Annotated in this window: 13 protein-coding genes; 4 read left to right on the top strand and 9 right to left on the bottom strand. The window is 55.3% G+C overall.

Annotation, left to right across the window (positions count from 1 at the left end):
• Nucleotides 1–39: 39 nt before the first annotated feature.
• The 7 genes from uhpT to ivbL form a co-directional block, all read right to left on the bottom strand.
• Nucleotides 40–1,431, bottom strand: coding sequence for a hexose-6-phosphate:phosphate antiporter (uhpT, locus tag FDX03_RS21800; RefSeq protein WP_137346576.1), 1,392 nt, complete (start codon nt 1,429–1,431; stop codon nt 40–42).
• A 141-nt stretch (nt 1,432–1,572) separates the two neighbouring features.
• The gene (locus FDX03_RS21795; RefSeq protein ID WP_048213754.1) at nt 1,573–2,901 is read right to left on the bottom strand and encodes an MFS transporter; all 1,329 of its coding nucleotides are present in this window, start codon (nt 2,899–2,901) and stop codon (nt 1,573–1,575) included.
• A gap of 9 nt (nt 2,902–2,910) precedes the next feature.
• Nucleotides 2,911–4,413, bottom strand: a complete 1,503-nt coding sequence (gene uhpB / locus FDX03_RS21790) for a signal transduction histidine-protein kinase/phosphatase UhpB (RefSeq protein ID WP_137346575.1) — start codon at nt 4,411–4,413, stop codon at nt 2,911–2,913.
• Nucleotides 4,410–5,003 carry a transcriptional regulator UhpA gene (uhpA, locus tag FDX03_RS21785; RefSeq protein ID WP_003023923.1) on the bottom strand — a complete coding sequence of 198 codons (594 nt, stop codon included), beginning with the start codon at nt 5,001–5,003 and terminating at the stop codon, nt 4,410–4,412. Before uhpA ends, uhpB begins: the two co-directional genes overlap by 4 nt.
• Before the next feature lie 154 nt (nt 5,004–5,157).
• Complete coding sequence (ilvN, locus tag FDX03_RS21780) at nt 5,158–5,448, bottom strand: acetolactate synthase small subunit (RefSeq protein WP_003023914.1); 291 nt, start codon at nt 5,446–5,448, stop codon at nt 5,158–5,160.
• Nucleotides 5,449–5,451: 3 nt separating this feature from the next.
• Nucleotides 5,452–7,140, bottom strand: coding sequence for an acetolactate synthase large subunit (ilvB, locus tag FDX03_RS21775; RefSeq protein ID WP_137346574.1), 1,689 nt, complete (start codon nt 7,138–7,140; stop codon nt 5,452–5,454).
• A 107-nt stretch (nt 7,141–7,247) separates the two neighbouring features.
• On the bottom strand, nt 7,248–7,346 hold the full coding sequence (ivbL, locus tag FDX03_RS21770) for an ilvB operon leader peptide IvbL (protein ID WP_003827118.1): 99 nt from the start codon (nt 7,344–7,346) through the stop codon (nt 7,248–7,250).
• Between the two features lie 520 nt (nt 7,347–7,866).
• Here ivbL and tisB point away from each other — a divergent pair.
• From tisB to emrD, 3 genes are all read left to right on the top strand, one after another.
• Nucleotides 7,867–7,956 (top strand): type I toxin-antitoxin system toxin TisB, encoded by a 90-nt coding sequence (gene tisB, locus FDX03_RS21765; protein ID WP_003023909.1) that lies wholly within the window; start codon nt 7,867–7,869, stop codon nt 7,954–7,956.
• 123 nt (nt 7,957–8,079) lie between these two features.
• Nucleotides 8,080–8,913 (top strand): DMT family transporter, encoded by an 834-nt coding sequence (locus FDX03_RS21760; RefSeq protein ID WP_061066888.1) that lies wholly within the window; start codon nt 8,080–8,082, stop codon nt 8,911–8,913.
• Nucleotides 8,914–9,106: 193 nt separating this feature from the next.
• Nucleotides 9,107–10,291 (top strand): multidrug efflux MFS transporter EmrD, encoded by a 1,185-nt coding sequence (gene emrD / locus FDX03_RS21755; RefSeq protein WP_137346573.1) that lies wholly within the window; start codon nt 9,107–9,109, stop codon nt 10,289–10,291.
• On the opposite strand, the gene FDX03_RS21750 is transcribed toward emrD, so the two are convergent.
• Nucleotides 10,218–11,300, bottom strand: coding sequence for a cellulase family glycosylhydrolase (locus FDX03_RS21750; protein ID WP_048213760.1), 1,083 nt, complete (start codon nt 11,298–11,300; stop codon nt 10,218–10,220). The genes emrD and FDX03_RS21750 overlap by 74 nt on opposite strands.
• Nucleotides 11,301–11,378: 78 nt before the next feature.
• A complete protein-coding gene (gene dsdC, locus FDX03_RS21745) occupies nt 11,379–12,305 on the bottom strand; it encodes a DNA-binding transcriptional regulator DsdC (protein ID WP_061068784.1) in 927 nt (308 codons plus the stop codon).
• A 229-nt stretch (nt 12,306–12,534) separates the two neighbouring features.
• Here dsdC and dsdX point away from each other — a divergent pair, with 229 nt between their 5' ends.
• Nucleotides 12,535–13,872, top strand: coding sequence for a D-serine transporter DsdX (gene dsdX, locus FDX03_RS21740; RefSeq protein WP_137346572.1), 1,338 nt, complete (start codon nt 12,535–12,537; stop codon nt 13,870–13,872).
• Nucleotides 13,873–13,880 lie beyond the last annotated feature (8 nt).

Here is a 13,880-nt window from a genome sequence, read left to right as displayed (position 1 = left end):
GCCATTAAGGCGGGCAAAAGTTACCAATGCACACTTAACTTAAGCGATTTTCAGTTGTTGAATCTTTTTCTCGCGACGAATTTTACGTTCTTCAAACACGGCCACGATGGCCATCAGGCAGATACAACCGATGGCGGCGGTGTCCAGCGCGGCGAAGGTTCCTGCCCAGCCGGTGAGGCCGAAGACCGGCGTACCATCAGCAATCATCCCCAGACCCAGCTTGGCGAAGCTGTCACCAATCAGATAGGCGAAAGTACCTTTAATCCCATCGGCGGCGCCGATCGCTTTTTTCGGCACAAATCCGACTGCCGCCACGCCAATCAACAGCTGCGGACCAAACACCAGGAAGCCCAGCGCAAACAGCGACGCCAGATAAACGTACTGGTTGCTGGCGTGCTGATAAACGCCCAGTGTCGCAATGATTAATGCCAGCGCCACGCAGGCCACCAGCGCCCGGCGACCATTCGCCAGATCGGAGAGCCAGCCCCACAGCAGCGTGCCGACCAGCGCGCCCACTTCAAAGAGAGTAAAGCCCTGAATCGCCACTTCTTTGGAGAGCTTCAGCTCCTGGAAAGCGTAGACGGTGGACCACTGGTCAATACCGATACGCACCACGTACAGGAAGATGTTCGAGAAACACAGCAGCCAGATCACTTTGTTTTTCAGCACGTACTCAACAAAGATCTGCCATTTGGTCATCTCGTTTTCTTCGGTCTCTTTGTCCTCTTCGCTGATCTCTTCACCGAACAGCTCTTCGGCTTTACCGAGGCCGTAAGATTCCGGGGAGTCGCTGCCGTAGCGTAGGCCGATAAAACCGACAATCAGGGCGATAATCGACGGGAAGATAAACATACCGATGACGTGACCGTCGAACAGGTAGTTGGCGCCAAACAACGCCACACCCGCCGCACCGGCACCGCCGAGGTTGTGGGAGATGTTCCACATACCGAGATACGATCCACGCTTACGACGCGGCGTCCATTTGGTGATGGTGGAATAACTACACGAGCCGCCGGTACTCTGGAAGAAGCCGCTCAGCGCGTAAAAAGCGATCATCAGAAACAGGCTGGTCGAACCCGCCCCCATGCTGGCGCTAAAACCGAGCATACAGATAGCAGAGAGGATCAACATAAACGGCAGGAACTGCTTGGTGTTTTTGCCATCCGCGTAATAAGAAACCAGCGTTTTACCCACGCCGTAGGTGATGGAAAAGCCCAGGCCAATCATCCCCAGCTGCGTCATGCTCAGCCCGTAGGTGGAGATCATGTCATTCTGCGCGATGTTGAAGTTTTTGCGGATCAGGTACATGGTCAGGTAGCCGATGAAAACTACCAGATAAGACTGCATGAACGGTTTGAACCACATTTTGCGCCGCACATCGAGCGGCAGATCCAGGGTTGGCTTGCGCACCTGGTTTAAGAAGGCCAGCATAGGACTCTCCGAGCTAATTTTTATACCTGCGAATAGCAGGCATTGTAAAAATCAGCCGGGGATCACGCCTGAGACAGCGTCCAGGTGAAACCGGGAAAATTTCTTAGTTTTACCCCACTCGGGGCAAAAAGGTGAGGTACATCACGCTTCACCAGGCTCACGCGGCGCCTGGGCATTCAAAAACGGCAACAGCAACAGCGCGGAGATCCCCGCCGCGATGGCGATAACCACAAAGAATCCGGTCCAGTGCCAGACTTCCATTACCTTCGCCAGCGGCCAACCGGAGAGCGAAGCGCCCAGGTAAGCAAACAGCCCGACAAACCCGGTCGCCGCCCCAGCCGCCTCTTTGTGCGAGCACTCCGCCGCCGCCATACCAATCAGCATTTGCGGGCCAAAAACGAAAAATCCGGTGGTGAAGAAGCACGCTGCCTGCATCACGTAGCTGGCGAACGGCATCAGCCACAGCGAACCGACGGAAAGCAAAATCCCGGCGGCAAAAATCAGGTTCATTGGCCCACGATTGCCGTTGAACAGCTTATCTGACCCCCAACCCGCCACCAGAGCCCCAATAAACCCGCCCAGTTCAAACATGGTCACCGCGGTGTTGGCGGTCACCAGATCGACCCCCAGCGTTTCTGACATGTACAGATTACCCCAGTCATTGATCGCCGCACGTACCACGTACACCAGCACATAACACAACGACAGCAGCCAGATGTAGGGATTCAGCAACACATAGCGAGTGAGAATTTCTTTGCGGGTTAAGCCTGCGCCCTCCTGCTGCTGGGCAATTTCTAACTCATCATGTCGCCAGTCGCCAACCGGAGGTAAGCCAATCGCCTGCGGCCTGTCGCGCAACCGCCAGCACAGGAAAAATCCGACCACAATCGCCAGTATTCCGGCAATCATCATTCCTGCACGCCAGCCATAATGCAGCGCCGTCGCCGCCATCACCATCGGGATCAGCGCCCCGCCGACGTTATGCGCAGTGTTCCATAGCGCCCACCAGCCACCGCGTTCGGTACGCGAATACCATGCGGTCAATAAACGCGCACAGACCGGCGACCCCCAGCCCTGGAAGAACGCATTCAGTGCCCACAGTAGCGCAAAGGCCCAAAGCGAGGTCGAGAAACCGAACAGGATGTTTACCACGCCGGTGGCAATCAAACCAATGCCCATAAAATAGCGGGCGTTGGAACGATCGCTGACAATACCAGAGACAAACTTCGACAGGCCGTAAGTGATGTAAAACAGCGTTGCCAACAGGCCAATGTCGCTGCGGGTCAGCACACCGCTGGTGAGGATATCCGGCACCGCAGCGTTGAAGCTTTTGCGCGTGAAATAGAACAGCGCGTAGCCAAGCCAGATGGTGGTCAGAATATGCCGCCGCCAGTAGCGATAACGGGCATCTACCTCACTTTTATTGGTAATGTGTGGCGCATTAGCCGGGGCTTTTAGAAACTGAAACATTGCCATTCCTTACACATAACGCTGAGGCAAAGAGACGCTGACCCGCGTACCGTGCGTACAGGATATCGAAAGCTTACCGCCGAGGGCCGTAATGCGCTCACGCATCCCGGTGAGGCCAAATCCCTGCTGATTCGAACCCGGCGGCAGGCCGCTGCCATCGTCCTCAATCACCAGCATCAACCGCTCATCCTGTAACCAGCCCTGGAGCGTCACCGCGCTGGCATTAGCATGCTTAACAATATTGTTCAGTCCCTCCTGGCAGACGCGAAACAGCGTCACCCGCTGGCTTTCACTGAGTGCAGATTCATCAATATGCCAGTCGAGATGGCTGACGATACCGCGACTTTCCAGCTCCATTTCCCGCATCAACGAACGGATAGCCTGCTCCAGCGTTAAATCATCTAACTGGCGCGGGCGTAAACGCCCCAACAGGCGACGTACCGAATCGTATACCCCGAGAGAAAGCTGCTCGATATGCGCCCCGCTGCGCTTCACGCCCACGTTCTCCGGAGCCAGCCGCTGAACGATACCGGCCTGAGTACGAATCGCGGTGATGGTCTGGCCGATATCATCGTGCAGTTCACGCGCCACGTCGCGGCGCACGCTTTCTTCGGTTTCCAACAAACGCTCGGCCAGCCGATGATTACGTGCCAGCTCGTTTTGCAGCGACTGGTTGAGTTCACGCAGGCGCTGAATACCCGCGCCGAGCAGCAGCCCGGTCAGGCTCTGCGCCAGCAAGGAGAGCAGCAAGTCGACGGGATGGTCGTGCCAGGTCTGGCTGGCAATCAGCGCGATGGCATTCATTAGCGTTGCGATCAGCGCCCCCTGCCAGCCATAGTGCCAGGCAAGTGCAATAATCGGTAGCGCGAGGCAAAACGGCGTAAAGCGCGACAATTCATTCGGCAGACCCAACTGCAACCACAGGCTGACACTGAACAACAGCAGGTACCAGACCAGATGTCGTCCGCGCCAGTTCACAGGTTGAGAAACCACCGCCGGTCCCAGCGGCAGCCAGGTGGTGCTGGTCAGATAGTGCCAGAATACCAGGCAGATCGGCGCCAGCGTCAGCCCACCGGTGAGCGTCAGCAGCAGCACGGTCCACGCCTCTTCACCTTGCCCAAGCCATGGTAGCGATTGCAACAGTGCCGCTGCGGTCAGCGCTGCCCCCTGTAATAACAATGTGCGCCAGTCACGCTGATGGCGGAAACGTGAGGTCAGTGCGACGGGAAGTAAGGTGAGAAAGCTACCGATCACCAAAAGCGGCAGATGGGACAGCGCCACTTCCTGCGCCAGCCAGAACAGAAGCAGCCATTCCGCACCCAACAGTACCGGCCAGTAGCCGCGCGGACATTGCAGCATTAAGCCCAGGCGCAGGCCGAATGGAAACAGCAGCACTGCCAGCTCCGGGCGTTCAACCAGATGCAGGCTGATGCTCCACAGGCAAAACCATGCGGCAGAGAAGATAAAAAAGCAGGCAACAATGGTGACTAACCGGGAAAAGAACGTGTTCATTGCCAGCCGTCAAACATCCGCCGAGCCAGTTCAACATCGTTGCTTACGCCCAACTTTTCCATCAGGTTGGCGCGGTGCACGTGTACCGTTTTTGGTGACAAGCCCAGTTCAGCCGCAATCTCTTTGACTGCCATCCCTTGCGCCAGTTTTTCTGCCACCTGACGTTCACGTTTGGTGAGCGGGTCCTGACGCCCGGCCGCCAGTTTGACGGCGATGTCCGGCGTCAGGTAACAGCCGCCGGTCGCCACGGTATGCACCGCTGCGATCAGCTCATCCGGGCTACAGCGTTTAGAAAGGAAACCACGCGCGCCCGCGTTGAGCGCCTGCTCCACCAGCGCCGGGCTGTCGTGGACGGAGAGCATGATAATCGCCATTCCTTTTGGCAACTGGCTTAACAGTTCAAGACCGGAGATATCTGGCATCGAGATATCACAGATACAGACCTGCACGCCGCGCCCCGGTAATCCCGCCAGCGCCTCACTGCCTGAGCCAAACTCAGCCACCACCTGCAAATCAGGTTCCAGCCCCAGCAGTTGGGCAAAGCCGGAGCGGACGATAAGGTGGTCGTCAATAAGGGCAACGGTAATCATGGGTTCATCCTGGCGCTAAGACATGCCTGATGGCGCTGCGCTTATCAGGCCTACGGGCAGGTGCCGTTGTAGGCCGGATAAGGCATTAATACCGCCATCCGGCAAAAGCGCTTACCTTAACGATAAGTGCTTTGGTGTTCAAGCCTTGAGCGAATCACTCAAAGAACACGGTGATTTTGTTAAACATCGACGGGTCGGACTGGTTGCGCGCCACTTTCACCACATCTTCCAGTTTATCGATCTGGCTTATCATCTGCTCCAGACGCTGGTCATCATTCACCAATAGCCAGATACGGCTCTTATCACTGTCCTGAATCGGTAGACAGAGGATACCTTCCACGTTGAACGCACGGCGGGCAAACAGCCCACAAACGTGGGTCATTACACCCGGGTGGTTGCGTACGGTGAGTTCCAGGATTACGTTGTCATGAGTCTGCTGTTGCATGGCTTATTCCCCCACCATTTCAGTGTTTGCCGCACCCGGCGGTACCATCGGATACACTTTTTCTTCTGCATCAATACGTACGTGGATCAGCGCGGGTCCTGGACGATTGATTATCTCCTGCAGCGCCGCCTGTGGATCCGCTTCATGATTTAAATCGCAGGTTTCGAGACCAAAACCGGCGGCAATCTGCATAAAGTTAATCATCCCCGGATAGGTCGCAGCAAACACGCCTTGCTTATAGAACAGGCTCTGCTGCTGATACACCAGACCCAGTGCTTCGTTATTCATCAGGATAATTTTAATATCCAGCTGATTTTCGCTGGCAGTCGCCATTTCCTGAATATTCATCATCAGGCTGCCGTCGCCGGAGAAGCACAGCACTTTCTTGTCCGGGTTCGCCAGCGCCGCACCAATCGCCGCAGGCAGGCCAAAGCCCATGGTTCCCAGACCACCAGACGTCAGCCACTGGCGCGGACGGTTCAGCGGGTAAGCCTGCGCCGCCCACATCTGGTGCTGGCCGACGTCGGTAGTGATAATCGCGCTGTCGTCCACGCAGGCGGCAACGGCGTTAATCAGCCCATAATGGCTGAGCGGATCGCTTTCCTGTGGAATAGTACAAGGGAATTCGCGTTGTAAATCGGCCACCATCTGATGCCACGCGTCCCTCGGTTGTGCCTCAATCAATGGGATCAGCTGTTCCAGCACCTCATCGACATCTGCCTGAATGGCCACGTGCGGCTGTTTGATTTTACCCAGCTCCGCGCGGTCAATATCCACGTGGATGATTTTGGCATTCGGGCAGAACTGTTCGGTTTTACCAATTGCCCGGTCATCAAAACGTGCGCCAAGAACAATCAGTAAATCAGCCTCTTGCAGAATAAAGTTGGTGCTGCGCGCGCCATGCATACCCAACATGCCTAACGACAGCGGATGCGCTTTTGGCAGCATGCCCAGCGCCATCAACGTCATGGTGGTAGGCAGTTTTGCTTTTTCGGCCAGCTCACGAACGCGCTCCGGCGCGTTAATCACGCCGCCGCCGAGGTACAACACCGGGCGTTTGGCGGCGTTAATCATAGCGGCAGCATCGCGAACGCTGTCCGCGCTAAAGGTTGGCGCAGGGGCTTTTTCTGCAGGCTCCGGCATCTCTTCAATTTCAAATACGGCTGTTTGAATGTCCTTAGGTATGTCTATCCACACCGGGCCTGGGCGTCCTGACTGCGCAATGCGGAAGGCATCGCTCATGACCTGCGGTAATTCATTGATATGGCGAACCAGATAATTGTGTTTGGTGATGGGGATAGAGATGCCGTAGGTGTCGACTTCCTGGAAGGCGTCGGTGCCGATCATCGAGGCCGGAACCTGACCGGTGATACACACCAACGGGATGGAATCCAGGCGCGCATCGGCAATAGCGGTCACCAGGTTGGTTGCGCCCGGTCCGCTACAGGCCATACAGACGGCGGGTTTACCCTCGGTTCGTGCCATCCCCTGGGCGATAAACCCCGCACCCTGCTCGTGGCGCGCCAGGATATGACGGATTTTCGTGCTTTGGCTCAAGGCGTCGTAGACGGGGAGAATTGAGCCGCCAGGAATACCGGTGACCACTTTAATTCCCTGACGTTCCAGGAAATGAACGATGAATTCTGCGCCCGTAAAACGCGTACGCTTGGATGTTATGCCCGAACTTGCCATGCTCCAGTCCTTTTATTCTGGGCCTTTGCTCCGGGCAGGTCTCTGAAACGAAAAACCCCGCCCGGTTTGCGCCGGCGGGGTTTTGGAATCGTATGTTGTTCCGGACCCTACGGCGCATTGCCGACGACCACCACCACACGCACGACGACCGCTGCGCGAGATGGCGCAGTTTTTAGTAGGGTCGCAGTCAGCATAGAAGGGTTCATTAGGGGCCTTGTCTGTTTGTTGGTTAACAGGATTTATACAAACACAGGTTTTTCAGCGTGACAATGGAAAATTTTTCATCTGCGCAAAAATGCGCCAAAGATCACGTTTATCTGTACGCAATGTAAAAACAAAAAACCCCGCCGGGGCGAGGTTTTTTTCAGGGTTTGCGGCTGGTAACCGCAGAACACACTGTGTTACATCAACGTAAGAAGTATACGCGATCGGGAACGAACGCGCAATTTAAGGCACGGATTTTGACGTTTCTGAGTATGGATCGCTTTGCGGATTTTGTCCATAAAATACTGTTCATACATACAGTATTTATCTATACTGTAAATGTTCGCAGTGCGCGAGGGGGCCGCTGTTTTACCGGCGCATCAAAGTCCTGGCTGAAACGGGTGGTGCCGTCAGCGCCTTAACCCCCTAAGTGAGCACACTGTGTTACGTCAACAAAGGTGCTGGCAACAGGCAGCGGCGAGGTACGCCAGCACCGTGCTCCTTGTACCAAAAGGAGAGCGTATGAGCCTCGTGGATATCGCTATTCTTATCCTCAAACTCATTGTTGCAGCACTGCAACTCCTTGATGCCGTTCTGAAATACGTTAAGTAATTCAGATTCAAGTCGCACCTAAGGGGGGCGGGTAACACTCCGCTCCCCTTTCACCTTCTCCCTGGTGCTTGTGTCGTGCCAATGTGTTACGTTTTTATGACATCCTCAGGGAAGAATTCCGCCATGACGCTTTCTGTTTTCTGCATTTTGCTGTTCGCCGCACTGCTGCATGCCAGCTGGAATGCCATCGTAAAAGCGGGAAACGACAAGTTGTACTCGGCTATAAGCGTCAGCGGAACCGCTGCGATTATGGCGCTGATTTGTTTACCCTTTGCGCCGCAACCCTCTGCCGCCAGCCTGCCGTTTTTAGCTGTCTCAACCGCATTACAGGTGGTCTATACCGTCCTGGTCGCTAAAACCTATCAGGTTTCGGATATGAGCCAGACCTATCCTCTGATGCGCGGCACAGCGCCGCTGCTGGTCGCGATTATCAGCGTCCTGTTTCTTGGCGATAGCCTCTCGCTACTCGCCTGGGTGGGGATTGCCACCATCTGTCTGGCTATTCTCGGGATGGCATTTAACGGACGCTGCGGCTCGCAACGTGGGATTATCCTGGCACTCATTAATGCCTGTTTTATCGCCGGTTATACGCTGGTTGATGGCACCGGTGTTCGGCTTTCAGAAACCGCGCTGGGCTACACGCTGTGGACCTTCTTTCTGAACGGCTCCTGCCTGCTGGGTTGGGCGATGATCGCCCGCCGCCGGGAAGCGTCACGTTATCTGGCGCACCAGTGGAAGAAAGGTATTCTTGGCGGGATTGGTACGATGGGGTCTTACGGCCTGGCGCTGTGGGCGATGACTCAGGCCCCGCTGGCGGTGGTCGCTGCACTGCGTGAAACATCCATTCTGTTTGGCGCACTGCTCGCGTGGCTGCTGCTGAAAGAAAAGGTTGCCGGAATACGTCTTATCGCAGCCGGAGGTATTGCCGCCGGCGCAGTTTTACTCCGCTTATCATGATGTCGTTGTAAACCCGATGCAATCCGGCAACATTTGTTGCCGGATTTTGTTTACATTTCCTGCCGTCCAGCACATAAACATTCCAGCCCACTATCTGGCCTTCTTTTTCTGTTGTGGTAGATTCCACGCGCATTTACGGGAAAGTGCAGCACCTTATTCTTCTTTTTTCTCTTTTTTAAAAGTAATCAGCGAAATGAAAAGGCATAGAAGCGTCAATTTGTTGTTGATGTTGGTATTACTGGTGGCGGTAGGTCAAATGGCGCAAACCATTTATATCCCCGCGATTGCTGATATGGCGCGTGAACTGAACGTTCGCGAAGGCGCGGTGCAAAGCGTAATGGCTGCCTACCTGCTGACCTACGGCGTGTCGCAACTGGTTTACGGTCCCCTTTCAGACCGCGTAGGGCGCCGCCCGGTGATCCTCGCCGGGATGTCTATTTTTATGCTGGCCACGCTGGTCGCCATTACCACCCATAGCCTGACGGTACTGATTATCGCCAGTGCCATCCAGGGGATGGGAACGGGCGTCGGCGGTGTGATGGCGCGAACCTTACCGCGCGATCTGTACGAAGGCACGCAACTGCGCCACGCCAATAGTCTGTTAAACATGGGGATTCTGGTCAGTCCGCTGTTAGCTCCGCTGATTGGCGGCATGCTGGATACTGTGTGGAACTGGCGCGCCTGCTATATTTTCCTGCTGATTCTGTGTGCGGGTGTGACGTTTAGCATGGCGCGCTGGATGCCGGAAACACGGCCTGCGGGTGCGCCGCGTCCACGGCTTATTGCCAGCTACAAAACCCTGTTTGGTAATAGCTCTTTCACCTGTTACGTGCTGATGTTGATCGGCGGTCTGGCGGGCGTTGCAGTCTTTGAAGCCTGCTCCGGAGTATTATTGGGCGCACGGCTCGGTCTAAGCAGCATGGTGGTCAGTATCCTGTTTATCCTGCCTATTCCGGCGGCGTTTTTCGGCGCATGGTTCGCCGGTCGCCCGAATAAGCGTTTCTCGACGCTAATGTGGCAGTCGGTGACCTGCTGTCTGGTAGCGGGTTTAATGATGTGGATCCCGGGGCTGTTCGACGTGATGAACGTCTGGACACTGCTGGTTCCTGCCGCACTGTTTTTCTTCGGTGCCGGAATGTTGTTTCCGCTGGCAACCAGCGGTGCAATGGAGCCTTTCCCGTTCCTGGCAGGCACGGCTGGCGCGCTGGTTGGGGGATTACAGAACATTGGTTCCGGCGTGCTGGCATGGTTTTCTGCCATGCTGCCGCAGACCGGGCAAGCCAGTCTGGGCCTGCTGATGACCCTTATGGGGCTGTTGATTTTTGTTTGCTGGCTTCCGCTGGCATCACGCGTGTCGCATCAGGGACAGGCGGTTTAAGCGTATGATGGCCCGGCTTATCGCCGGGTTTTTCGCATTCTGGCGCGATCATCGTCGTCAGCAACGGCTCCAGCGCCGGACGCCAGGCCCCTTCTTCGCCATCATAGAACTGCATATCCGCATTGATAGCATAGGGGATTTTCGCCTTGCGCAGTTCACATGCCATAAACCGTGCAAATGCAGTTTGCGCGGCAGAAGGCGCGTTTTTGATGGTCTCTCCCGGCGACCAGCCCCCCACCCAACTGAGATGACCCGTTTTCTGTTGCCAGTGAATGGCCGTATTAATACGGGCGCGAATGGCGGCTTTTTCTGCCGCAGTCCCCGACGTCCAGGGATACTTACCGTTATTTTTTAGCGGCCCCCACGGGAAGATATGCCATTCAGCCAGAACGGTATTCTGACTTTGCGGCGGTAATTTCAGATTAGGCAAATCTTCCGGTGCCGCGCGCAGTCGCGGAGCAATGAAAATCATCCGCTGCGGCGAAATGGCGTGGATTGTGCGAATCGTTTTGTCGTACACCCGATTGAGCGAAGTCTGATTGTGATTAAGCTTATCGGCAGGCTCATATATCAGGTCGAAACCCAGCAACGGCGAGCCTTGACCAAAGTAATGCGCCACCGCCACCCACCAGTTAACCACCTCTTTTTCGTTACCGGCGCTGGGGTCTTTTTTATATTCGTCAGCCTGATAGGCGATTATCGGGATCACGCCGTATTGCTCGCAAGCCTCTACCAGCTTGCGCAAATGGATGAGCCTGGCTTCTGTTGGCTCACCAGCCACACGAATACGCACATGAGAGATCCCCTTCGCCTTGAAATCCCGTACCACCAGCGGATCGAACTCGCGGATACCGCGATCGGTGCGAGCCCAGTCTACGTCCATTCCAACGCCAAGCTGCTGCGCATACAGCGCCGCCGTCAGCACAGGGGGCGCGGCATACACGGTGGCGCTGGCTAACAGTAAAAGGGAAACAATCGGCTTTAACACGGTCGTCCTTACGCAAATCATCAGGAGTGATATCACGTATTTAGCATGCTTTTTCACTTTCCGTGTAGAGAGAAAGCGTAAAAAATATTCGTGGCCCGCTTATTTAACCTGCTCCTGCAGCCAGCCAATAAATGCCTCGATTTTTGGCCACTGCCTGCCGGGCAGCGTGGTGATGTAATAGTGTTGATGGCATTTCAGCGCCATATCACCGAAAGGCGCGACCAGTTCCCCGCTGTCGAGACGTTTCTGCACCAGCCGCTTTCGGCCCATCGCCACGCCGATATGGTTCATGGCGGCAATTACCGCTAAATCAGAACGATCAAAGCCGATACCCGATGATGTCGGCAAATTCACGGCAAAATGCTGCGCCCAACTGTGCCATTCATCGGTTCCTGAGTCGTTACTCCATGCCTGTCTGTCATGCAGCAAGGTGCAGTGCGGCAAATTCACCAGCGAACCGGTAAGGTCATGGCGGCGAGCGTAGTCCGGGCTGCATACCGGCAGGATCTCTTCATCCATCAGGAAGTGGTGCGTAAGCTGCGCGGAGGGCGCATCGTCAAAATAGATAGCCAAATCGACCCCGGCACGCTGTAAATTGACGTTGTCGTTGCCGGTCAGGATGGTCAGTGAAATTGACGGGTAGCGACGGGTAAAGTCACCGAGCGCCGGAACCAGCCAGCACTGGGCGATAGAAGGCCGTGAGTAGACGGTAAGCGTCCCGGACAGCTCCTGGTTTTTAATATCGAGGATTTCCTGATTCAGCGTATCCAGCGACGATTTCAGCGCCCAGAACACCCGCTTACCCTCGTGGGTGAGTTCCACTTTACGGTGTGAACGGACAAACAGCTGAATGCCCAGCTCATCTTCCAGCTGATTAATGCGATGGCTGACGGCGCTGGGGCTTAACGACAGCTCATCTGCCGCCAGCGCAAACGACTGATGCCGGGCCGCCACTTCAAAGGTATACAGCTTTGACAGCTGCCAGCCATTGAGCAGCCGGTTTCTGCCCTCGCGTAGGGGATCCAAACTCACCTCCAGTCCTCCTGATTCATTCGCCGGAGTGTAAAAAAGTTCGCTGTAAAAATCAGCACAAAGATGAATCAAGGTGAATCATATCGCATAAATGCAGCGTAATTAGACGTAAATCACTCATTTGATGCAATCTGGCTCATGTGAAAGGAGATTTATATCGTTTGTCAGACGGTGCCTTATTTTTGTCCAATAACCCTATATTAATCACAGGGCAAGGTGAGCTATGCACTCTCAAATCTGGGTTGTGAGCACGCTGCTGATAAGCATCGTGTTAATCGTTTTGACCATCGTGAAGTTCAAATTCCACCCGTTTCTGGCACTGCTGTTAGCCAGTTTCTTCGTGGGTACGATGATGGGGATGGGGCCGCTGGATATGGTCAATGCCATTGAAAGCGGCATCGGCGGTACGCTGGGCTTCCTCGCGGCGGTTATTGGCCTTGGGACCATTCTGGGCAAAATGATGGAAGTGTCCGGCGCGGCCGAACGCATCGGCTTGACGCTGCAGCGCTGCCGCTGGCTTTCCGCCGACGTCATTATGGTGCTGGTCGGGCTGATTTGCGGGATCACACTGTTCGTTGAAGTGGGCGTGGTGCTGTTGATTCCACTGGCCTTTTCGATTGCTAAAAAAACCAATACCTCATTACTGAAGCTGGCGATCCCGCTGTGTACGGCGCTGATGGCGGTGCACTGCGTCGTACCTCCGCATCCGGCCGCCCTGTTCGTGTCGAACAAGCTGGGCGCGGATATTGGCACCGTGATTGTCTACGGCTTACTGGTGGGCTTGATGGCATCGCTAATCGGCGGGCCGTTGTATCTGAAATTCCTCGGTAACCGTCTGCCATTTAAACCGGTACCGGCTGAGTTTTCCGATCTCAAGGTACGCGATGAAAGTACGTTGCCATCGCTGAGCGCCACGCTGTTTACCGTCCTGTTACCCATTGGCCTGATGCTGGTCAAAACCGTCGCTGAGCTGAACATGGCGAAAGGCAGTACGCTGTATACGCTGCTGGAGTTTATTGGTAACCCGATCACCGCGATGTTTATCGCCGTTTTCGTGGCCTATTACATTCTCGGTCTGCGTCAGCACATTGGCATGGGTGCGCTGCTGACCCACACCGAAAACGGTTTTGGCTCGATAGCTAACATTCTGCTGATTATCGGTGCAGGCGGCGCATTCAACGCTATCCTCAAGAGCAGCGGGCTGGCGGATACTCTGGCGCTGATCCTCTCAAACATGCATATGCATCCGATTCTGCTGGCGTGGCTGGTGGCGTTAATCCTGCATGCCGCGGTGGGTTCCGCCACGGTGGCGATGATGGGCGCGACGGCAATTGTGGCACCGATGCTACCGCTGTACCCCAACGTTAGCCCGGAAATCATCGCCATTGCCATCGGTTCCGGCGCTATTGGCTGCACGATCGTCACTGATTCCCTGTTCTGGCTGGTGAAGCAGTATTGCGGCGCCACCCTGAATGAAACGTTCAAATACTATACGACCGCGACATTTATCGCGTCCGTTATTGCACTGGCTTGCACATTCCTGCTTTCCTTTATTATCTAAGCGCGAAG

It is taken from the genome of Citrobacter sp. wls827 (genome assembly GCF_005280875.1).
GTDB classification, from domain to species: Bacteria; Pseudomonadota; Gammaproteobacteria; order Enterobacterales; family Enterobacteriaceae; genus Citrobacter; species Citrobacter youngae.
This window is presented reverse-complemented; position numbering and strand designations above follow the sequence as displayed.